The organism is Thioalkalicoccus limnaeus (assembly GCF_041197575.1).
Taxonomy (GTDB): Bacteria; Pseudomonadota; Gammaproteobacteria; order Chromatiales; family Chromatiaceae; genus Thioalkalicoccus; species Thioalkalicoccus limnaeus.
In genome coordinates, this window is record NZ_JBDKXB010000013.1 from 1 (window position 1) to 20,318 (window position 20,318).

Genomic DNA, 20,318 nt, shown 5'->3' on the forward strand with positions numbered 1-20,318 from the left:
CATCCGAAGATGACACGGAATCCACGCCCTTGGCGACCTGATCATCTTGATGCGCGTTGATGCGCGTTGCTAGCCACTTGGATGACGATGTTCGACACACTTGCTTTCGTTTCGCCCCCGGATGGCCCCATAATGACCGGGTGCCGACCGGCAAGGTCCCAGCCTCCGGAAACGAAGATCCCCTGAGCCGACGACAGTCGACTCTTCGATCAAGACTGGACAACAAGGATCATCGTGCCGGCCGCATCGCAGGCACCGCGCCATTCAGGATGAGAACCAAGAGCCTACACCATCCAATTGCCGAAACTCCGTTCGTTACCACACATACGAGCAGACATGGCAGTGCAAACATGACCTGAATGGCACCGTAACTTCTTCATCGGCGCCTAGAAGTCATAGGCCCCGTTTGACACGCACGGAGGTGCGACATGCAGATCCGAATCGGATACGAGTTAATCTTCGAGTGTCCTAAGCCGACACCCATGATCCTGACGCTAAACGTTCATTTCAGCCGCGTCTCAGACCTGATAATGACCGACCCCATCGTCACCAATCCCTCGGTTCCGATCACCGCATATCGTGACGGCTACGGAAACTGGTGCAGCCGTATCGTCGCACCGGCGGGCGAGATCCGGATCTTTACCGATGCCCTCGTCCGTGACAGCGGGCTCCCGGACTCCGTCGAACCAACCGCCATGCAGCACGCGGTCGAGGACCTACCGGCCGAGACACTGGTCTATTTGCTCGGAAGCCGCTATTGCGAGACCGATCGTCTCTCCGAGATCGCCTGGCAGCGCTTTGCGAATACGCCTACCGGATGGCCGCGGGTCCAGGCGATCTGTGACTTCGTCCACAACCATGTCTATTTCGGCTATCCCTATGCGCGCTCGACCAAGACGGCGCTCGAGACCTACAACGAAAGAAACGGTGTCTGTCGCGATTATGCCCACCTCGCGATTGCCCTTTGCCGTTGCATGAATATCCCGGCGCGCTATTGCACGGGCTATCTCGGCGATATCGGCGTTCCGGCCTCTCCGGATCCGATGGACTTCTCCGCCTGGATCGAGGTCTATCTCAGCGGGCGCTGGCACACCTTCGATCCGCGCAACGCGATCCCACGTGTCGGGCGGGTGCTGATCGCACAGGGTCGAGATGCGGCAGATGTGGCGATCAGCAACACCTTCGGCCCGGCCATTCTCAAGAGCTTCAAGGTCTGGACCGATGAGGTTAGAGATCCCTATTCCTAGCAGCGTCCTAGCAGGGTTTGGAATAGGCTTCACCGATGCTTGAATGCCCCGAAACAAGATTCGCGCTGCTCGATCCCCGCGAGCCGCCGGCGTTCGAGATCGTCAACGAGCGGGCAGGCGGATGTGCTGTCATCGTTTGCGATCACGCCTCCCACCGGGTACCCCGGCGATTGGGCACACTGGGTCTCACGCCGGAGCAGATCGCTGATCATATCGGTTGGGATCCGGGCGCGGCGGAGGTTGCGCGCCGACTCTCGGTCCAGCTCGATGCCCCATTGGTCCTCAGCGGCTACTCACGCCTGGTTATCGATTGCAACCGGCCACTCGGCAGCGCCAGTTCAATCGCGGAGCAGAGCGACGGAATACCGATCCCAGGCAATCTTGGGTTGACCCCGGGCGAGCGCGCGCAGCGCGTCGAGGGGCTGTTTCACCCTTACCACAAGGCGATCGACCGGCTACTCAGCGAACGTTCACACGAGCGCCGCCTGCTGCTCAGCCTCCATAGCTTTACGCCAGTCCTAAACGGTCGGGAACGACCCTGGCCCATCGGCGTGTCACACTGGCGCGACCGCCGCTTCGCGACGCTGTTGCGCGAGGCGCTGTCCGGCGGTCTGGATGGCCCCATCGGTGATAATGCGCCCTACCCTATCGAAGACGACATCGACTACACGGTCCCGATTCACGCCGATCGACACCGGCTACCCGCCGTCATGATCGAAATTCGCAATGATGGACTTCGGACGGCGGAGGATATCGCCGCTTGGGCGGGGCTTTTGGCCGAGGCCTGTCGGCGGATCGAAACCGAGGCGACCAAGCTAGGCCGGTCGACAGGAGAGACCCGGCCAACTCGCACACCTTCGACCAAGTTCATTAGCCCTGGAAACCTTGATCGGGACCAATAACGCGCCGATGTTATAATTTGAGAGCGCCGAGGAATAGAAGCCGATTCCTCGGTCCGCGACGGCCTCGTCCTCGCTCCTGCTGATCCATCAGGAACCCGGCGTGGTTCATGATGCTCGGAATGCTTAGACGACAATCTTCAATGAGGTCATCCGATGAAAACGCTTTTCCTACTGATCATGATTTCGACGATCGGTTTATTGATCGGCTGCCATACGATCGAAGGGGCAGGCAAGGACATCGAACGGGGCGGCCAGGCCGTGAGCGAAACGGCCCGGGATGTCAAAGAACAGATGTAATCCTGAGCAATTGAAGGCCCTCGGCCACCGAAGAAGGTACCTGGCCAAACCATTAGCCACGCACCAGGAAGTGAGATGCGCCTCGGGGCGAGCGCTGTTGACCTGCCCTATCCGCTCCAAGGGGGCTCCTACATCGTGAACAAAACCCCCTAGAATAGCCCAGGTGGCCGCGGGTTGGAATTCACCCGCGGCCACCTGGTCAGTCGGCGCCATGCGCCATCCAAATCAACGCTTGATCGGGCTGATTTTCGTGCCTTCGATGCTCAGGCTGGCCATGAGCCCCTTTTGATCGAAAATAAAGGCGTATGCATCGTCTTTTAATGTCGACGATGACAGGTTCTTGGCCACGCCTTCATTCACCACCACCACCGTCGGGCCGACACCGATCTCCCATCCATGCGACTCGTCCAAATAACGCACGGCATCGTCGTTCATCAGAAAGACGACGTAGCTATACGACTGGGCGCCCGCCTGCCAGCCCCAGGATCCGGAAACCGAATTGTAATAGTCGACGACTGTGTCGCCCTTCATCAGGACACCTTCGCCATAGCTCCCGCCAAAGACAAGACCTGCCTTGATCGTATTCGGGAATACCAGAATCGCCGTGGCCGCCTCACCAACCGTCGCGGCGGTGGGATTGGTCTCATAGAGGAGCTGCAGGGCTTGAGCAGCGTCCCGATCCAACTCCTCGGCCGTGGCGGCCAAGGCTGGACTGCCCATTAACGTCAGCGGAAACAGGACCGCCACAACGAGAAGGACACTCCGCATCCTGTATAAAATCGCGCTCATATTCACCTCTTTTCGGTCGTTCCGAAATGCGCTGTTGAAAGCCACCTCTGCATGACATCCAGGGTTGTCGTGCGAGCCTGTGTCATCCGAAACCGCCGGATCTGTCCTGATGACGACCAACAGGCTACACGGGGCCTCATCCATGCTCCGTTCGCTAGCGCACATACCGACGGGCATCGCGACCACCCACACGCTCATGGGAACCGATCCTTCAAGCACGATCGGGTCGGGGTGACGGGATTGCGCCCCTGACCCCTCCCACACCACCGGACATGCGGTTTTCCGCATCCAGCGGTTGAGCCCAGCACGTAGGGCGGGAAAGCGCGGCGCATCCCAACGCCCACTGAAGCACGGGGGCCGAGCGCAGGTAGCGAAGCAGGCAAGGAACCGCTACTGTCGGACGAGAAGGCCGTTTATACTTCGCGAGATGCATACGCTGGAAAATGTAGTGGCCCTTGTTCATAGGCATGGGCAAGGCCCACTGAAATCGTGGGACATCGGCACCATTATTCCCTCAGTATCAGGGGCGTACCTCGGGTGCTCGGCAGGCGACTCGCCCGGCGGCCTGAATTATGAACAATCCCAATACCGTGTCCGACTGATTCTGGCGGGGCCTGCGTGAGGAAATGGGTGCCATGTTCGTTGCGATGAGCCAGTTTCGTGTGATGGCAGGCCAGGAAGGAATGGTTCGTGAGGCCTTCCGACAACGGCCGAGGCTGGTGGACGCTCACCCGGGCTTCATTCGCCTTGAAGTGCTCACTCCCGATGAACGGACGAACGAGTTCTGGTTGATTACCTTCTGGCGTGACCAGGGCAGCTTCGAGCGCTGGCACGCCGGCCATCTACGTGCATCACATGCGTGGATGCCGAAAGGACTGAAACTTGAACCCGGCAGCCGCAGCCTGACATACATGGAACTGGTCGCCGAGTGAGGGTTGCGAATTGAGTGCACTGCCCTCCGGAACCGAGCGCGCGATCGAAGGCCTGCGCGCCGAAGCCCTGGAACACGGCACGCGGTACATCTACGACCGGATTGGCGAGCGGTTGGCGCCGTGGGGGGAGGCGGGGCGAGCACGTTGCCGCGCCGATCTGAACTGGCACCTGGACTTTCTCTTGGGCGCTGTCGCGGCGGGCCATCCGGGCCCGTTCGTGGATTACCTTTCCTGGCTGGTCGAGCTGATGCGGAACTACGAGGTTCCCGGTGATTCCGTCGATGGCCTGGCCTCGCTGCTTCAGGAACGATTGACCGGCGAGCAGTGGGCGGAAGTGGCCCCGATCCTCGCCGCGGGAACACAGGCGCTGATCAGGCGAGCCATGGCATCGGCGAGTTCAGCGGGCGATGTCTTGCGGACACCCTCTGCTGACAGCGGTGTCGGTCACGCGATGCGTCAGCAACTGGTAGCGGCGCTTGTCGCTGGAGACTCGGTTCGAGCCGCCGGGATCGTATCCGAAGTCACGCGCGAATCTGGTTACATTCGGATGGGGGAAAGGCTGGTGCAGCCGGTGATGAGCGCCATCGGCGAGATGTGGCAACGGCGCGAGATCAGTGTTGCCCAGGAGCATCTGGCCAGCGCAATCATCCACCAGCTACTGGTCCGGGAGTTCGTGAGCGCGCCGTTTGCGGATCCGGTTCCTCGTTCCGTGCTGCTCGCCTGTGTGGCCAACAACCATCACCAACTGGGGTTGCGTATCCTCGCGGATGCCTTCGAGCTCAAGGGCTGGTCCGTGCAGTTTCTTGGCGCGGATACGCCAACGGCGGATCTGCTGCGGCAGGTGGAGAACACTCGTCCCGATCTCGTGGCCTTGTCGCTATCGCTCGGACGACAAATTCCCGTGCTGAAGGACGTTGTTGCCCGAATTCGCGAACGACTGGGTCCGGAATCCCCGCGCATCATTGCCGGAGGACCGGGGCTTGCCGGTCTCGGTTTCTTGTGTTCGCGGTTGGGTCTGGACGGTTGCTATCCCAATATCACCTCGGTTCCGGAAATCTGGCCGTGAGGACCCCTAGACTCGCGGGCGCGATTACACCGCGCGCACAGTTCCTGCGCTTCTTCAAGGACTCCACCAGTACGATACTGGCCGTGTTCAAGGCCGACGGTACGCTGGCCGAGGCAAACCGTGGGTTTCTGAGCTTGTTGGAAAGCATGCCTTCGAACACGGATCCAGCGGTCTTGTTCGTGAATCCGCAAATGGCGGAGCTGAACCGTATGGGCGAGGACGGCCGAACCGGTCTGGTGTATCGGGGCCTGATGACCCTGGGCAATGTGGACCGTTACACAGACACCTGGCTGGGAACGGTGCATCGAGTGGACCGCCAGTTGCTGTTGGCATGTGAGCAGGATATCGCGGCGGACCGGAATCTTCGGCAGGAGTTGTTCCGCCTCACCGAGGAGTACGCGGCGAAGGAGCGCCTGCTCGCAAAGACCCATCGAGAGTTGGAACGGCGCACCGCCGAGGTGGAACGTCTGACCTTCACGGATTCCCTGACCGACCTCCCCAATCGCCGGGCCTTCGACCACGAACTGGAACGGGAAATCGCGCGCTCGGCGCGATACCGTGAGGCCCTGTCATTGCTGATCGTCGATCTGGACCACTTCAAGCAGGTCAACGACCGTTTCGGACATGCTGTCGGTGATGATGTGCTCAGGGCGGTCGCGACATCGCTGCGCGCCGAGGCACGCCAGATCGACACGGTGGCACGCTGGGGCGGCGAGGAATTCGCCGTGCTGGTGCCGGCCACCGAAACGGATTCCGCCAGGCTACTCGCCGAACGCATGCGCGACCGGATCAGGAGAACGCCGATGCCCGAGAGCATTGCACCGATTACGGCCAGCGTGGGAGTCGCCGGATGGCTTGGTCCAGAAGAGGGCTCCGCAGGGCTGTTCAAACGGGCGGATGAGGCGCTCTACAAGGCCAAGCACGACGGCCGTAACCGCGTTTCGGTTGCCGAGGAGGAACCGTAACGGCAGGTCGGGCATCGGGCCATGAAGGGAGAGCCCGGCCCGACATGCGTCGCATCGATCCTTGACCGCACCCTTGCCTCATACGGTAATGCGGCAACGGACAGCGTGCTGACAATGGTTGACTAAAGCACGCAACCTATCAAGAATTGCGATGACGGGAGCGAAAGCCGCGACCGGTTCTCGATCGTTAAAGGCGCACATCCGTAAGGAGTTACCGGGCCGACTCCATGCTGTGCGACCAACCCGGCCGGCCCCGCGGTTCGGGCGGTTCGCCCGCCGCCAACACTCCGCCGCACGGTGCGGCTACGACCACCACCTGAGGATATCCCTGCCATGGCGCTTGACCAATCCGTCCGTTACGCCGACCTGAGCCTTCGTGAAGAGGATCTGATCGCCGGCGGCAATCACATCCTGTGCGCCTATAAGATGGCCCCGCAGAGCGGCTACGGCTACCTGGAGTCCGCCGCTCACTTTGCCGCCGAGTCCTCCACCGGCACCAATGTCGAGATCTCGACCACCGACGACTTCACGAAGAACTTCGACGCGCTGGTCTACCACATCGACGAAGCGACCGAGGAGATGCGGATCGCTTATCCGATCGATCTGTTCGATCGGAACATGATCGACGGCCGCATGATGTTGGTGTCCTTCCTGACCCTGACGATCGGCAACAATCAGGGCATGGGCGACATCAAGCACGCGAAGATGTACGACTTCTTCATGCCGCCACGCGCCATTCAGTTGTTCGATGGGCCGTCCAAGGACATCACCGACATGTGGCGGATCCTCGGTCGCCCGATGCAGGACGGCGGCTACATCGCCGGCACCATCATAAAGCCCAAGCTCGGCCTGCGCCCGGAGCCCTTTGCCGCGGCGGCCTATCAGTTCTGGCTCGGTGGCGACTTCATCAAGAACGACGAACCCCAGGGCAACCAGGTGTTCTGCCCGGCCAGGAAGGTCTATCCGCTGGTCTATGACGCGATGAAGCGGGCCATGGACGAGACCGGCGAGGCCAAGCTGTTCTCGGCCAACATCACCGCCGACGATCACTTCGAGATGTGCGCGCGGGCCGATTTCATCCTGGAGACCTTCGGGCCGGACGCCGATAAGGTCGCCTTCCTGGTCGATGGCTATGTCGGCGGCCCGGGCATGGTGACGACCGCCCGCCGGCAGTATCCAGGCCAGTACCTGCACTATCACCGTGCCGGTCACGGCGCCGTGACCTCGCCGAGTGCCAAGCGTGGCTACAGCGCCTATGTGCTCGCCAAGATGGCGCGGCTGCAGGGCGCCTCCGGCATCCATGTCGGCACCATGGGCTACGGCAAGATGGAGGGGGGCAAGGAGGATCGCGCCATCGCCTATGTCATCGAGCGCGACAGCTTCACCGGCCCGGCTTACCACCAGGAGTGGTTCGGTATGAAGCCGACCACGCCGATCATCTCCGGCGGCATGAACGCGCTGCGCCTGCCTGGCTTCTTCGAAAACCTCGGCCATGGCAACGTGATCAATACCGCCGGTGGCGGCTCGTATGGCCATATCGACAGCCCGGCGGCCGGTGCCAAGTCGCTGCGTCAGGCTTACGAGTGCTGGAAGGCCGGTGCCGACCCGATCGAGTGGGCCAAGGAGCATCCGGAGTTTGCCCGCGCCTTTGCCTCCTTCCCGCAGGATGCCGACCAGATCTATCCGGGCTGGCGCGACAAGCTCGGCGCCGCGGCGCACCGATGAGCGATACCGCTCAGTACCTCATCCGACAAGAACCCTTCTATCAGCCGCTGCATGAGGAGGTGGCGCTGTATCAGGCGGCCTGGGACGAGCGCCTGCCGGTGATGATCAAGGGGCCGACGGGCTGCGGTAAGTCCCGCTTCGTCGAATACATGGCTTGGCGGCTCGGCCGGCCCCTGATCACCGTCGCCTGCAACGAGGACATGACCGCGTCCGACCTGGTCGGTCGCTATCTGCTCGATGCCGGTGGCACCCGCTGGCTCGACGGGCCGCTCACCACCGCGGCCCGCATCGGCGCGATCTGTTATCTCGACGAGATCGTCGAGGCACGCCAGGACACCACCGTGGTGATCCATCCGCTCACCGACCATCGCCGCGTCCTGCCGCTCGACAAGAAGGGCGAGTTGCTGGAGGCGCACGCGGATTTTCAACTGGTGATCTCGTACAACCCAGGGTATCAGTCCCTGATGAAGGACCTCAAACAGTCCACCAAGCAGCGCTTCACGGCGCTGCACTTCGACTATGCGGATGCCGATACCGAGGCCGGCATCATCGCCACCGAGACCGGCACTGACCCGGCGTTGGCCCAGCGGCTGGTGCAAATGGCCGGGGCCGCGCGCAACCTCAAGGGGCATGGCCTCGACGAGGGCATCTCCACGCGCCTGCTGGTCTACGCCGCACGGCTGCTCAAGCGCGGGGTGGCACCGCGCGCGGCCTGTCGGATGGCGCTGGTCGATCCGATCACCGATGACAAGGACATCCGCTCGACGCTGTACCACGCCATCGACGCCCTGTTCGAGGTCCAGTCCGACGCCCGGCCCGTCGCCCGCTCCGGCGACCCGTCCAGCGTCCCAAGCCAGGCCGGCTGATCCGCCATGCCAGGTTTCGATCTCCGCCGGGCCGGCTATCGCGCTCGGCTCGGCTGCAACTTCACCGAGATCGAGCCGGTCTTCGATGACTGCCTGCGCGAGGCCGAGACGCGGCTGTCCGAGCAGGGCATGGCCGATTATCTGGACGGCGCCTCGCTGGTCTGCATGATCGGCCGCGGCGTCGAGCCGGTGCTGATCTATCTCGAGGAGATGCCCCGGATCGCGGAGCGCCTCGGCGAGGAGGCGCTGGATCTGGTGTCGCGGAGCGTCTGGCGCCTGTCGCGCACCCCCAACGGCGGTGCCATCCCGGCCTTCATGCAGAGCATCGTCGGCGTCACCGCCCGACTCGGCAGTTACACGCTGTTCGAGCACTACATCGACCTGCTGATGGGGTTCGCGCGCCGCACCAGCTCATCGATCCATGGCAACCAGTCCGCCACCATCCCGAGCCCCGGTCTGCGGTTGCTACTCGAGCGCATGCCGCTCTTGCTCGCGGAGCTGTCGTTAGCCGGTCTACAGAACTGGATCGACTATGGCCTGCAACACTATCTGGACCACCCGGAGCGCCAGCAGGACTACTTCAGCCTGCAGTCGGCGGACAGCCGGGCGATCTTCCAGCGCGAGCGCAACGGGACCCTGTTTGCCGATCAAGAGCGCCGGCTCACGCTGTATCTGCGGGCATTGTGGCGGGACGGCGCCCAGTTCGTGCCCTATTCGCTGGCCTTCGACCTGCTGCGCAAGCCGATGCCCTACTACGACGCCCTCGGCATCCGGCTGCCCGATGTCTACGAGGCACGGGCCGGGGTCTCGGGGCTCGACCGCTACCGCGCGCTGCTCGCCCATATCGCCGCCCACCGGCGCTGGAGCGTGCCGATGATCGCGGACAACTACAGCCCGTTCCAGCGCGTGGCCATCGAGACCTTCGAGGACAGCCGCGTCGAATACCTCGCGCTACAGCAGTATGCCGGCCTGCGCCCGCTGTGGCTCGCACTGCACCCGCGGCCGGTAGAGGACGCCTGCGACCCGGAACAGGCCTCCTGCATCCGCCATCGCCTGGCGATGTTCTCCTACGCCGTGCTCGCACGCGAGCATGAGTATCGCGATCCGGCGTTGCGAGACTTCGTTGCGCGATTCTTTGCGCTGATGGCACAGCCGGGGCATTCGACGGCGGACGTGGCGGCGTTGGCCGTGGCCTATATCGCCCGCACCCGGCGCCAGTCCGATCTCTCAGCGAATGTCTATTTTGCTGACACCGAGATCGACTACCGCGACGATAACCGCCACCTGTGGCGCTATATCGAGGCCGGCGACGAGGAGGAGAGCTTCGAGGCACCGCGCCGGCAAGTCGAGGAAGCCGAACCCGACCGGCTGCCGCCGCGCCATTATCCGGAGTGGGACTACCAGGGCCGGCTCTACCGGCCCGACTGGGTAAGCCTCTACGAAAGCCTACACCCGCCAGGGGACGCGGGCCACATCGACCGGCTGCTGGCCCACCACGCCGGCCTAGCCAAACGGCTGAAGCAACTGCTCGACCTGCTGAAGCCCCAGCACCTGGTGCGGGAGCGCTATCAGGAGGACGGCAGTGAGCTGGACCTCGACATCGCCATCCGCGCGCTGACGGATCTGCGCGCCGGCCGCCAGCCGGATCCGCGCATCAACATGAGCTATCGCACCGATGGCCGCGACATCGCCGTGTCGCTGCTGATCGACCTGTCGGAGTCCGTCAATCTGACCCCCGAGGGCAGCACCCAGAGCATCCTGGAACTGAGCCAGGTCGCCGTTGCCCTGCTCGGCTGGGCCATCGATACCCTGGGTGATGAGTTCGCCATCGGCGGCTTCTCGTCGAATACCCGCCACGAGGTGCGCTATCAGCACATCAAGGGCTTCTCCGAGGCCTGGGGTGACCCGGTGAAGGCACGGCTCGCGGCCATGCAGGCCGGTTGGTCCACCCGCATGGGCGCGGCGATGCGCCACGCCGGCCGTGCGCTGGCCCGGCGCAAGGCCGAGAAGCGGCTGCTGCTGGTCCTCACCGACGGCGAGCCCGCCGATATCGACGAGACCGACCCCAAGCGCCTGATCGAAGACGCCCGCAAGGCCGTGCAGGAACTCGACGGGGACGGCGTCTACAGCTATTGCATCAACCTCGACCCCTGCGCCGATGAGTATGTCGGCGACATTTTCGGCCGGCGCTACACGGTCATCGACTGCGTCGAGCGCCTGCCCGAACGCCTGCCGCAGCTGTTCATGACGCTGACGCGCTAGCGCCGGCCCGTCGCGTGCCGTTCTGCTTGATCCGGAGGAAGGACAGCGGCCCCGCGACCAGGGCTTCGCGCACCCGCACCGAATAACTCTTTATGCTCGCCGCGCGCGTTCCGCGAGCAGCTCCTCTTTACGCGACGCCATTTGGGCGCCAAGCTCCTTCATGTCCAGCTTCGAATCTCTCGCCCTGGGAAACATCTCGTTCTGCTCTTCCTTGACATGATGTTTCACATACTCGGACAGCACCTTGATCTTCGCATCGAAGTTCTCCCCATCCGGTTCCGCGCCTTCCACTGCCGCGATCAAATCTTTGAGCGTGGCGTGCACGACGATAGCCTCCGGCACCAGTCCCTTGTCCTTGAGGGCCTCCTTCATCGCCGGATAGAAGATTTCCTCCTCGACCTGCGCATGAATCGTAAGCTCAGCGCAGATCTGGGATACGAGGCTCTTTTTCCTGGACTTGATGTTGGTTTTCTCGTACTCGTCAAAAAGCTCGTTCACGATTTTGTGATCAGCACGTAATAAGGCCGTTGCCCCCTGAGCTTTGGGCGAACTCGACGATTTCGCAGCTTTCTTCTCATCCCCAGAAGCTGCCTGGTTCTTGCCCGCATTCTTCTGGCTTGCTCCTTCTCGCTCCATTGCCCCATTACCCCCGACTTTGCCAGCCACCTGCTTTACCTTGCCTTTGGTTTCTTCGGTGCGGCCTTTGACCTTTTCTTTGCGCATAACTGTCTCCAGGGACTGTGGTGGCTCGTGACCTGAGCATGGATTGATATATTCCATGTCACAGCGCCCACCCTACAGCCAAGGACAAGCCCGCTCGGTGCGACGGCACACATAGGCTTTGCTTTTCTTGTGGAGCGCAACCCTCCCTGGCGAACACCAGCAGCGGCCCGCGGAGCCGCATTCTGGGGCTTTCCTGTTGCGCGGCGGCTCCCCTGCGCGATCTTGGTGAAGCACGACGAGTGTCGGCTTCCCCGAACCGCCAGGCAACGCCAACCGAAAACAAGCGCCCTCGCCCACCCGACGGCCGGCAAACGGCAGGCCTTACGGGTTAAGGCATGCCGAATGACCGGGTCGGTGGGCGGGGCGGGAGCTTACTTACTCATAGGGGGGCATCCTTGCTCACAAGGGGACCTCCTTGTTGGAGCTGAAGTCGAAGAGCGTGTAGGACGGGCAGAATCGGAAGTAGGCGGTGCCAATCAGCACCGCGCCAATCAGCGCGGCCAAGGCCACCCAACTACTGCCGAGAAAGGCCACAAGGATCAGGAGGCCGCCGACAATCAAACGGATCATGCGATCGATGTTGCCAACGTTGTGCTTGCTATAATCAAAGTTCATGGTCAGTGCTCCAGTGGTTTGAGGATTGAGGGATTGATCGACCTGCGAGCCGCTTTACATCTCCTTCTTGACGTCCCTGGCCGTTTCGCTCACGGCGCTGCCGCCGCTTTGGATATCCTTCCCGGCGCCCTCGATGGTATTGCAGCCGGACAATCCGCCGATCGCGATCAAAAAAATCAGTGCTATAAGCTTATTCATCACCATCACCTGTTGTTTGTTGGTGCCATCCATTGCCGTAGCGCCACAGTCGGCAGGTCCTGCTGTCATCGGCTCCCGAGCGACCGCTGCCCAGCAGGTCGACGACGACCGGTGTGGTCGCGTTCGGCGCGCGTTGAATCGAGGGCAGTGATTTCAACTGGGCTCGACGCCGAGCCTACATGACCTCTGTCTGCCACCGATTACTCTCGGTGATGTGCAATCTATGCCAAACGGGCCGCCTCGTCAGTGCGCTAGCGAACTTATGCGCAATCCATCAAGACCCGCCAGGGCTTCTACAGAATGCAATGTGCGTTACGGCCAAAGCTATGAATGCCGATCAAGGCATGGCCGGGATCAGGCGGAAATCGCTGTCGAGCGCCCAAACGGCTCGCTGCGCTTCGCCCCCGTCCAGGGGCCACCGCGATGGCTGGCTGACATCCGGACGCTCTGTGCGGTACCGCACCGACGCGACATCCGGCCGTGCATACCGTGGGAAGCGAACCACCAGGTTGACGCAGTCCAGCACTGGACCCGTCCATACAGAGGAGATGTCCCATGCACCAGATCATCTATATCGTCGGCGCCGTCGTGATCATCCTGTTCATCCTTGGGTTCCTCGGGCTTCGGTAAGGTCGGCCATCGCGCACCGCGGTATGTCGAGCAGGAGTTTGAGGAGCCCCTCGAGTGCGGTCGCCGCGAACAGGGATTTTGGTCGAGCTTCTACCCGCCGAACTAAACCTCTGTAACCGCGGTGACCGTTGCTTGCTGGCCGCCGACCTGCACGCGCCCGTGGTCCAGGGCAAAACGCGAATGGCGAAACCGAATTCATTCCGTTAATCAGGCGTACACTAACTCGCTTTGACCGGCAGTGGATGCCGTCGTTTCTCCCGTAGCCAAAGGAGCCAGCAAAGGAGCCAGAAGCATGAAACAGAAGCTCACCATCGCGCTTGCGACCATCGTCGTCATCGCACTCGTATTCGCCTACTTCCGGATTGGCCCCCGGTCCTGGGATGTCCAGATCACCGGTGTCACCGGCGACGGACGCGCGATTCAGTATCGGATCGAGACCCTGCGCTCTGGCACGACCGACTCGCTGGTTTTCCGTAACGAGGACGCCGGCTTCTGGCCACCGTATTTCAAATTCGATTCGGCCGATGTGCAGTCGGACGCCAGCCGCGTCGCCCGCCATTGTCCGGAGGAGGCGGTCAAGGTGCACGGTTACAGCATGCGCATCCCGTTGCTGAACATGTTCCCCAATGTCCGTTTCATCGATGCCCCGGAGAGATGTCTCACGGCCTCATCGCCGGCGTCGTCCGAAGAGCACGCTGTCCCCATGTCCCCCGACCGACGGTAATGGCGCGTCACTATTCAGGACCCCCTTGCCACCCATTGGTGACCTGGATGTTCGATCCGGGATGATCGAGTCGATGATGTCACCGAGTGCCTCGGTCTTGCATGACGGTCATCCGCTGCACGTGCAGCGCATGGTTGCTCTGGCCCGGTGAATGCGCTAGGCCTAGGGCGTCGGTAACCGCAAGCAGAAACAAGGTCGCGTGAACCGCCTCCCAGTCGTCCGCGTAAACCAGCGCCACGGTGTTGCCTTACCCGTGATTGCACGCGGCTGATGCGAGGCAGCCGCTTCATCGATCAAACAATACAGGTTCGCCCGGCTTCCCGGCCCGTAATGGCCGGCAGCACACTAACTCCACTGTGCCTCGCCGCACGGATTCTGCACCGTCCTAGTACGCAGGTTAATCGATGGCATCCTCGCATCGCTGCAATGACGTTCTAATGTGACCGGCTACGTGTGCCAGCGAACAGAACCGCGGCTCGGCCACATCGCATCATGCAGTCTCCCCTTCTCTGCTAAGGATACGCGACATGACAATGGCTGAATCCACCCTGGCGGGCCATTCCGCCAGATCGGGAATGCATAACCCGCTCCTCCCGAACACAGGTAACGAGGCGCGGGCCTCCGGCGTTTCCTGGGCCGCGGTCATCGCCGGCGCAGCCGTCGCTGCAGCGCTTGCGATCAGTCTTTTGCTTCTGGGCACGGGCCTCGGATTGTTGACCGTCTCGCCCTGGGCAGGAGAAGGCTTGTCGGCCGAGGGCATCGGCATTGCCACTATCGTCTGGCTCATACTCCTGCAGATTATCGCCGGTGGCATGGGCGGCTACCTTGCCGGCCGACTGCGGACCAAATGGACCGACGTGCATACCGACGAAGTGTTTTTCCGGGACACCGCTCACGGCTTCCTGGTCTGGGCGGTCAGCCTGGTGATCACGGCGGCATTTGTCGTTTGGACCTCCTCGGCGATCATCGGCGGCACAGCCCAGGCCGGCGCTACTGCTGCCGGGGCAGCGTTTACGACCGGCGGCGCTGCAATCACGGCAGGCGTTAATCAACAGTCCGAAGGAGACGCCAGCGGCCCCTTCGACTATTTCGCGGATACATTGTTTCGTCAAGACCGTGCCGAGGCGACTCGCGTTACCGCCGGACCTGGCGCGACCGACTGGGACTGGACGGCAATCCGCAGCGAGGCAGTACGTATTCTCGCCAACGGTTGGGAGGACATGCCGGATATGGACAGGACGTATCTGGCGCGAGTGATCTCGCAGCACACGGGCATCACTCAGTCCCAGGCAGAGAGCCGGATCAGCGAAGCACAAGCGCAGATCGCGGAACTGGAAATGAAGGCACGGCAGACAGCCGATACGGCCCGGGAACTGATGGCGACTTTTTCTCTGTGGATGTTCCTGGGACTGCTGATCGGGGCGTTCAGCGCCAGCTTTGCCGCCACCCTCGGCGGTCGGCAGCGCGACAACGTCCAAATTTGACACTTACAGCTTTCTGGCAGCCAGCGAGGTAAATAACGATGCGGTATATACTCCTTTGGGCTCTGGGTCTCCCAATTCCCATCATCATCCTGCTAGCCATCCTGCTTTAATTGCCGCGCAACCCCCCTTGGACAGGGGGGCTGACCTGGCTTCTCCAAAGCCCTAAAGCGAGGTCATGAGCAAAATAGGAAGGCGAGCGTAAGCTCTTGCTGGCCTGATTCCTCGCTGGACGATCCGCCGCCCCGGTTCTTGATCTCAGATAAACGGTGGATCGCCGTCGCGGGATAGATGGCGATGGGCAGCAATCGCGTCGAAAAATCCCGACACGATCTCAGCCAAATCGGCGCCATCCACAGGGCAAACGCATCCGTCATTGCTAATATGACCTTATTGTCGATGATGACTCGAACGCACCGTCAGCGAAGTTGATGCTGCTGTGGGAGTCCCCGAGGTCATATCTGTATCTGCGCAGCGCCGGCGATGCACGGCTGCTGGTCGGCGACGCGACGAATGATTCGGCATATGTTGGACAACGCACAGACTTCACCTCGAGCGTCAACTACCTTGGCAACCTCACACTGCGTCTACCTGAGTTCATCGGCAAGACGCAGAACCCAAACGGCACGATCATCTGGAGATCAGCTCATGAACAAGAATCAGGGCAAAGGTCATACGAGCGAGGGAAAGAGGAAAGAGTTTTCTGGCAAGGTTGCCGACAACGAAACCCCGAAGCACCAGGGTAAAGCCGACAAGCATGGCGGCAAGACTGGAGCCGTGTTAGGAGAAGTTAATGATGACCCCAAGAAGGCAACGAAGTCAACCAAGAAGGAGATGAAATGAACTTGTCAACGACGCAATCGAAGAGCTGGTACGACGCCACCGATGACATGCAGGCCGGAGCCCTTTTGCTGAGTGCCGCCACCATAACCGGCAACGAAGTATGTAACATGCAGGATGAAAAGCTCGGCAAGATTGAGGACGTTATGCTCGATATGACAGAGGGCGAGATACGTTATGCCGTTGTGTCTTCAGGCGGGTTCCTGGGCATGGGCGATCGCCTGTTCGCTGTTCCGTGGAAGGCATTGAAGCTCGACAAGGTGAACAAGCGTTTCATGCTCGACGTCGATGCCGAGCGCTTAAAGAATGCACCGGGCTTCGACAAGGATCATTGGCCGAATATGGCTGATACCACCTGGAACTCGGCCGTCGAGTCCTACTACGCAAGGCGATCGGATCACCTAGGAGGCTGAGTGCCGAAGGTCCGGATGGTACCGTCTATCCGGACCCCCGATGCCGGCAGGCCCATCTGTCATCGCGAACGAAAGTCGCGGTGGCCAATGCCAGCTTTCCCTCCAAAGCACCATCCTTGACAGCGGAATAACGATCCCTCATCAACCTGAAGGAGATTACAATGGCAAGTAATAGAATCTTGGCTCTTGTGTTGCTTGTTGTGGGTTTGATCCTGCTTTTCTTTGCGTATCAGGGATCCCAAAGCCTAGGCGATCAGGTGACGGAGGCCGTTACCGGCCGCTTCACCGACTCCACCATCTGGTTCCTGATCCTTGGCGCGGCCTCTGCGGTGGCCGGGCTTGGACTGCTGATGTTCGGCAAATCCGCGAGCCACTAGCGGGGAATTCGCAATACCCCCCCAGCAGTCTTCATTCGCGGACTGGAGCGCCGTACGTCCTCCCTCGCGTTCCTGACGCGTGGCGTGCAGCGCGATGATCTGTTCCTGATACTTCGCCTTGGCTTTTCGGGTCGTCAGCGCTTGGGCCGAGGCGGTCAACAAAGCGTTTCGCCGCGCGCTACCCGACATCATTGCCCAGTGATCTGTTTCTATCCCGTGCTGGGTCACGCGCGGCAAGGACGGCGGCGATCGGATAGCTGCGCCTAGGTCGACGGTCCAGTCACTGCTCCACCGCTTCAACTCGATCGCGCCCTATGTGCGACACCGTACAGAACACACTGGTTAATGCGGGTAGCTTCGCATTGCATACAGCGTTGTGGTCCACCGCCATCGGTTCCCCCAGTCGCCTGCTCTGCGCCTGGGGTCCGCGTGGCGCGGAGGCGGGCTACAACGAGGTATGCCCCGACTGGCAATTCCGCCAGTCGAACTCCGCACGGAGAGATCCCATGAGAAAACTGACTTCACTGGCCTTGGCTCTACTAGTTCCCGCCTTCGCGTTCGGGCTTGGCTCGGTCTCCGCGGCCGAGACCGACCGTTCGAGCAAGTCCGACACAGCATTCGAGACCTACCAGTCGGGTAAGCCGGCCGATGCATTCTATGCCGACGATGTGATCGGCTCCAACCTAAAGAGCCGGGTGGGCGACAAGGATATTGGCAGCATCAACGACCTGATCATGGATAAGGATGGACGCGTCGTAGCTGCGATCGTCGATGTGGGCGGGTTCCTGGGCATGGGTCAGAAGAGCGTGGCCCTCGACTGGCAATCTGTGGAAGCTACCGTGGATGAGGACGGCAACCACGTCTTTCACGTCAATGCCACCGAGGACACCTTGAAGAACACACCAGAGCACAAGCGCGACTGATCAATGGCATAGCCCAGGTTGCATTGTTCTCTAACTGAAGCCGCAGGGGCTTGTTGGCCCCTGAGGCTTTCGCGTTTTGGGGTATCGTAGGACTGGTTGAGATGATTTTGGCTGTACCATTATCGACCCCTTTTTTTGACGCTTTGGAAACATACGAAAGCCCGTTTTGCTCACCGTAAGAGTCAACAAGAATCCTCGCGACCGGATCGATTCGATGAGCGCGAACCCCCTTCCGCACATATTCCTCAGCGCGACCGCGGCGAATCCAGATGGCCCCGATTGACGGAGGCTTCAGAACTATGTTTGCCAGCGCACCGACTACATTTTTCGGACAAAGTAACGAAAATTTTAGTCGGTGATAGCGTCGTCTTTGCTTAGCTTTGACTTGTAGCCCCTTGCGATACTTGGTGCGAGCAAGCGGGCGACACCTCGCCCTGGCCGGTTTTTTCGGTAAAACTACTGAGTGGGCTTTCGGGTCGCCACAATAGGCGGATCCGTCACCGGCGGCTAGACTCGAATCATCGGAATACGGTTGGCGTTCGCGAGCGGGTAATCGTCGGCGCGGTATCGATCCCAGCCTTTGAAGGGATACGCCGACAGGCGACCGATATGGATCCTTACCGCGAAGGCACGCAGGACGATGCAACCCGGGTCAGGGCCGCAGTGGTTGCCTTCTTGATCGGCGATGAAGCCGCCTAGGCAACCAGCGCGTCAACAGGCGGCCTGTGTATTCACTGATCGGTCGTGTCGGCGATCGACTCGGTTGAGATTTGCCTGCCGGCTGACAGAATCAAGCATTCTTAGAACAACGGAAGTTGCCGAATTTTGCAGCGTTCTCCCTTCTCTCATCATGAGATGCTTCTCAGCCCGGCGCCCGCCGGGCTTTTTTTTGGACCGCACCTTCGTCCAATCGACCTCGATCAAGGTTGACCAGAAACGCCCTTGGAACAAGGTGGCGGGTGCGCGCTTCACATACTGACCACACCACTGGCCCAGCCGCCTCATGAATGCTAAAAGGCCCGTTTCTATGTCTGCTGTCTGCTGTCTGCTGCCAGGGAGCTGGACACGCAGCAGTCAGGAGACGAGCGCGTCTTGGCACCACATTGGGCCTGCATCGGGTTGATAACCCAACGCTCAACACTCCGCCCGCGCGCGGGTCGACCATAGCGAGGCTTCATGGCACGCAAGCTTATCGTCAAACGCAGTAAGAAGGCCGGTGCTGATCCGGGTACTCTGATACACATTGGCCGCCCCTCCGACCTGTCACCGACCATCCGTGTGATCCGCTACGACCGCGACGGCCTGTCGGATCAATGTATCGACGATCCCGCGCAATACGTTGCCGCCCCGTGCGCCGATCAGGTCACCTGGTGGCATGTCGACGGCGTGCATCGACCGGATCTGGTCGAGGCGCTTGGCCAGAAACTCCAACTGCATCCGCTCGTCATGGAGGACATCCTCAATACGGATCAGCGCCCCAAGGTCGAAGACTACGAAGGCTATCTGTACATCGTATTCCGGATGCTGCGATACGATCCCGACAGCCAGCAGACCGACTCGGAACAACTCAGCCTGGTGCTCAGCCAGCAGTTCGTTCTATCGATGCAGGAGTATCCGGGCAGCGTCTTCGACGGCGTGCGCAAGCGGTTGATCAACGTGCACAAGCAGCGCCTCATGCGGACCGACGCCCTCGTCTACGCACTGATCGACGCCGCGGTGGATCACTATTTCGTCGCACTGGAACAGATTGGTGACCAGATCGAGCACCTCGAAGACGAATTGCTCGCCCGACCAACCCCGGCGACCCTGAGCCGCATTCACCACTTCAAGCGCGAGATGCTGATGTTGCGCAAATCGGTTTGGCCGCTTCGGGAGGTGCTCGGCCGCCTGTGGCGTGACGAGAACCCGCTGATCTCAGCCGAAACCCGGTTGTTCCTGCGCGACGTCTTCGATCATAGCGTCCACATCATGGACACCATCGACACCCTTCGCGAACTGTTGGCCAGCATGCTCGACATCTATCAATCCAGCGTCAGCATTCACCTGAATGAAGTGATGAAGATGCTCACGCTGATCGCCACCCTGTTCATGCCGTTGACCTTTATCGCTGGCGTCTATGGCATGAACTTCGCGTTCATGCCCGAGCTGAGCTGGCCCTGGGCCTACCCCGCGGTGCTCGTGCTGATGCTGGCCATCGCGCTCGGACTGGTCGCCTTCTTCTGGAAAAGGCATTGGTTGTAGCGAACGACTTGCGCCACTGGCGCAAAAACCAGGCTGAAGAAGACGGCGCGGCCATGGAGGAGGCTGCGGCGGAGAGCCGTTACGCTGGTTACGACCGGGCCA

20 protein-coding genes are annotated in these 20,318 nt (G+C 61.2%); 16 read left to right on the forward strand and 4 right to left on the reverse strand.

The features are described from left to right. Window positions 1-530: 530 nt before the first annotated feature. From ABC977_RS10765 to ABC977_RS10775, 3 genes are all read left to right on the forward strand, one after another. On the forward strand, window positions 531-1,247 hold the full coding sequence (locus ABC977_RS10765; protein WP_369667268.1) for a transglutaminase-like domain-containing protein: 717 nt from the start codon (window positions 531-533) through the stop codon (window positions 1,245-1,247). A gap of 35 nt (window positions 1,248-1,282) precedes the next feature. Continuing rightward, on the forward strand, window positions 1,283-2,149 hold the full coding sequence (locus ABC977_RS10770; protein WP_369667269.1) for an N-formylglutamate amidohydrolase: 867 nt from the start codon (window positions 1,283-1,285) through the stop codon (window positions 2,147-2,149). A 153-nt stretch (window positions 2,150-2,302) separates the two neighbouring features. Continuing rightward, window positions 2,303-2,446 (forward strand): entericidin A/B family lipoprotein, encoded by a 144-nt coding sequence (locus ABC977_RS10775; protein ID WP_369667270.1) that lies wholly within the window; start codon window positions 2,303-2,305, stop codon window positions 2,444-2,446. A 225-nt stretch (window positions 2,447-2,671) separates the two neighbouring features. On the opposite strand, the gene ABC977_RS10780 is transcribed toward ABC977_RS10775, so the two are convergent. Next, on the reverse strand, window positions 2,672-3,433 hold the full coding sequence (locus tag ABC977_RS10780; protein WP_369667271.1) for a lipid-binding SYLF domain-containing protein: 762 nt from the start codon (window positions 3,431-3,433) through the stop codon (window positions 2,672-2,674). A gap of 437 nt (window positions 3,434-3,870) precedes the next feature. Here ABC977_RS10780 and ABC977_RS10785 point away from each other — a divergent pair, with 437 nt between their 5' ends. The 6 genes from ABC977_RS10785 to ABC977_RS10810 all read left to right on the forward strand — a co-directional run bounded on the left by ABC977_RS10785 (window position 3,871) and on the right by ABC977_RS10810 (window position 11,051). After that, window positions 3,871-4,167 carry an antibiotic biosynthesis monooxygenase family protein gene (locus ABC977_RS10785; protein WP_369667272.1) on the forward strand — a complete coding sequence of 99 codons (297 nt, stop codon included), beginning with the start codon at window positions 3,871-3,873 and terminating at the stop codon, window positions 4,165-4,167. 10 nt (window positions 4,168-4,177) lie between these two features. Beyond that, entirely contained in the window at window positions 4,178-5,233 is a 1,056-nt protein-coding gene (locus tag ABC977_RS10790; protein WP_369667273.1) for a cobalamin B12-binding domain-containing protein, read from the forward strand. Continuing rightward, window positions 5,230-6,198 (forward strand): GGDEF domain-containing protein, encoded by a 969-nt coding sequence (locus ABC977_RS10795; protein ID WP_369667274.1) that lies wholly within the window; start codon window positions 5,230-5,232, stop codon window positions 6,196-6,198. The genes ABC977_RS10790 and ABC977_RS10795 overlap by 4 nt, the downstream gene beginning before the upstream one ends. 333 nt (window positions 6,199-6,531) lie before the next feature. Next, window positions 6,532-7,923: a ribulose-bisphosphate carboxylase gene (locus ABC977_RS10800; RefSeq protein ID WP_369667275.1), complete on the forward strand. Its 1,392-nt coding sequence runs from the start codon at window positions 6,532-6,534 to the stop codon at window positions 7,921-7,923. Next, window positions 7,920-8,789, forward strand: a complete 870-nt coding sequence (locus ABC977_RS10805) for a CbbQ/NirQ/NorQ/GpvN family protein (RefSeq protein WP_369667276.1) — start codon at window positions 7,920-7,922, stop codon at window positions 8,787-8,789. Before ABC977_RS10800 ends, ABC977_RS10805 begins: the two co-directional genes overlap by 4 nt. A 6-nt stretch (window positions 8,790-8,795) precedes the next feature. After that, window positions 8,796-11,051: a nitric oxide reductase activation protein NorD gene (locus tag ABC977_RS10810; protein WP_369667277.1), complete on the forward strand. Its 2,256-nt coding sequence runs from the start codon at window positions 8,796-8,798 to the stop codon at window positions 11,049-11,051. Window positions 11,052-11,141: 90 nt separating this feature from the next. On the opposite strand, the gene ABC977_RS10815 is transcribed toward ABC977_RS10810, so the two are convergent. The 3 genes from ABC977_RS10815 to ABC977_RS10825 form a co-directional block, all read right to left on the reverse strand. Beyond that, window positions 11,142-11,774 (reverse strand): hemerythrin domain-containing protein, encoded by a 633-nt coding sequence (locus ABC977_RS10815; RefSeq protein WP_369667278.1) that lies wholly within the window; start codon window positions 11,772-11,774, stop codon window positions 11,142-11,144. 399 nt (window positions 11,775-12,173) lie between these two features. After that, window positions 12,174-12,389, reverse strand: a complete 216-nt coding sequence (locus ABC977_RS10820) for a YgaP family membrane protein (RefSeq protein ID WP_369667279.1) — start codon at window positions 12,387-12,389, stop codon at window positions 12,174-12,176. Window positions 12,390-12,443: 54 nt separating this feature from the next. Continuing rightward, window positions 12,444-12,620, reverse strand: a complete 177-nt coding sequence (locus ABC977_RS10825) for an entericidin A/B family lipoprotein (protein WP_439849183.1) — start codon at window positions 12,618-12,620, stop codon at window positions 12,444-12,446. Between the two features lie 889 nt (window positions 12,621-13,509). Here ABC977_RS10825 and ABC977_RS10830 point away from each other — a divergent pair. The 7 genes from ABC977_RS10830 (at window position 13,510) to corA (ending at window position 20,216) form a co-directional block, all read left to right on the forward strand. Beyond that, window positions 13,510-13,941 (forward strand): DUF1523 family protein, encoded by a 432-nt coding sequence (locus ABC977_RS10830; RefSeq protein WP_369667280.1) that lies wholly within the window; start codon window positions 13,510-13,512, stop codon window positions 13,939-13,941. A 527-nt stretch (window positions 13,942-14,468) separates the two neighbouring features. Further along, entirely contained in the window at window positions 14,469-15,425 is a 957-nt protein-coding gene (locus ABC977_RS10835; RefSeq protein WP_369667281.1) for a hypothetical protein, read from the forward strand. Window positions 15,426-16,070: 645 nt separating this feature from the next. Next, a complete protein-coding gene (locus ABC977_RS10840; RefSeq protein WP_369667282.1) occupies window positions 16,071-16,265 on the forward strand; it encodes a hypothetical protein in 195 nt (64 codons plus the stop codon). Then, window positions 16,262-16,675, forward strand: coding sequence for a PRC-barrel domain-containing protein (locus ABC977_RS10845; RefSeq protein ID WP_369667283.1), 414 nt, complete (start codon window positions 16,262-16,264; stop codon window positions 16,673-16,675). The genes ABC977_RS10840 and ABC977_RS10845 overlap by 4 nt, the downstream gene beginning before the upstream one ends. Window positions 16,676-16,836: 161 nt before the next feature. Continuing rightward, window positions 16,837-17,052 carry a DUF3185 family protein gene (locus tag ABC977_RS10850; protein ID WP_369667284.1) on the forward strand — a complete coding sequence of 72 codons (216 nt, stop codon included), beginning with the start codon at window positions 16,837-16,839 and terminating at the stop codon, window positions 17,050-17,052. A gap of 506 nt (window positions 17,053-17,558) precedes the next feature. Next, the gene (locus tag ABC977_RS10855) at window positions 17,559-17,975 is read left to right on the forward strand and encodes a PRC-barrel domain-containing protein (protein ID WP_369667285.1); all 417 of its coding nucleotides are present in this window, start codon (window positions 17,559-17,561) and stop codon (window positions 17,973-17,975) included. 1,176 nt (window positions 17,976-19,151) lie between these two features. Next, entirely contained in the window at window positions 19,152-20,216 is a 1,065-nt protein-coding gene (gene corA / locus ABC977_RS10860; RefSeq protein ID WP_369667286.1) for a magnesium/cobalt transporter CorA, read from the forward strand. The last annotated feature ends 102 nt before the right edge of the window (window positions 20,217-20,318 follow it).

What these genes read in the sequence shown, in the direction of transcription:
- ABC977_RS10770 (WP_369667269.1), top strand. Translation starts at nt 1,283, where the DNA reads ATGCTTGAATGCCCCGAAACAAGATTCGCGCTGCTCGATCCCCGCGAG.
- corA (WP_369667286.1), top strand. Translation starts at nt 19,152, where the DNA reads ATGGCACGCAAGCTTATCGTCAAACGCAGTAAGAAGGCCGGTGCTGAT.
- ABC977_RS10805 (WP_369667276.1), top strand. Translation starts at nt 7,920, where the DNA reads ATGAGCGATACCGCTCAGTACCTCATCCGACAAGAACCCTTCTATCAG.
- ABC977_RS10815 (WP_369667278.1), bottom strand. Translation starts at nt 11,774, where the DNA reads ATGCGCAAAGAAAAGGTCAAAGGCCGCACCGAAGAAACCAAAGGCAAG.
- ABC977_RS10800 (WP_369667275.1), top strand. Translation starts at nt 6,532, where the DNA reads ATGGCGCTTGACCAATCCGTCCGTTACGCCGACCTGAGCCTTCGTGAA.
- ABC977_RS10820 (WP_369667279.1), bottom strand. Translation starts at nt 12,389, where the DNA reads ATGAACTTTGATTATAGCAAGCACAACGTTGGCAACATCGATCGCATG.
- ABC977_RS10850 (WP_369667284.1), top strand. Translation starts at nt 16,837, where the DNA reads ATGGCAAGTAATAGAATCTTGGCTCTTGTGTTGCTTGTTGTGGGTTTG.
- ABC977_RS10810 (WP_369667277.1), top strand. Translation starts at nt 8,796, where the DNA reads ATGCCAGGTTTCGATCTCCGCCGGGCCGGCTATCGCGCTCGGCTCGGC.
- ABC977_RS10845 (WP_369667283.1), top strand. Translation starts at nt 16,262, where the DNA reads ATGAACTTGTCAACGACGCAATCGAAGAGCTGGTACGACGCCACCGAT.
- ABC977_RS10825 (WP_439849183.1), bottom strand. Translation starts at nt 12,620, where the DNA reads ATGGATGGCACCAACAAACAACAGGTGATGGTGATGAATAAGCTTATA.
- ABC977_RS10830 (WP_369667280.1), top strand. Translation starts at nt 13,510, where the DNA reads ATGAAACAGAAGCTCACCATCGCGCTTGCGACCATCGTCGTCATCGCA.
- ABC977_RS10835 (WP_369667281.1), top strand. Translation starts at nt 14,469, where the DNA reads ATGACAATGGCTGAATCCACCCTGGCGGGCCATTCCGCCAGATCGGGA.
- ABC977_RS10765 (WP_369667268.1), top strand. Translation starts at nt 531, where the DNA reads ATGACCGACCCCATCGTCACCAATCCCTCGGTTCCGATCACCGCATAT.
- ABC977_RS10785 (WP_369667272.1), top strand. Translation starts at nt 3,871, where the DNA reads ATGTTCGTTGCGATGAGCCAGTTTCGTGTGATGGCAGGCCAGGAAGGA.
- ABC977_RS10840 (WP_369667282.1), top strand. Translation starts at nt 16,071, where the DNA reads ATGAACAAGAATCAGGGCAAAGGTCATACGAGCGAGGGAAAGAGGAAA.
- ABC977_RS10780 (WP_369667271.1), bottom strand. Translation starts at nt 3,433, where the DNA reads ATGAGCGTGTGGGTGGTCGCGATGCCCGTCGGTATGTGCGCTAGCGAA.
- ABC977_RS10855 (WP_369667285.1), top strand. Translation starts at nt 17,559, where the DNA reads ATGAGAAAACTGACTTCACTGGCCTTGGCTCTACTAGTTCCCGCCTTC.
- ABC977_RS10775 (WP_369667270.1), top strand. Translation starts at nt 2,303, where the DNA reads ATGAAAACGCTTTTCCTACTGATCATGATTTCGACGATCGGTTTATTG.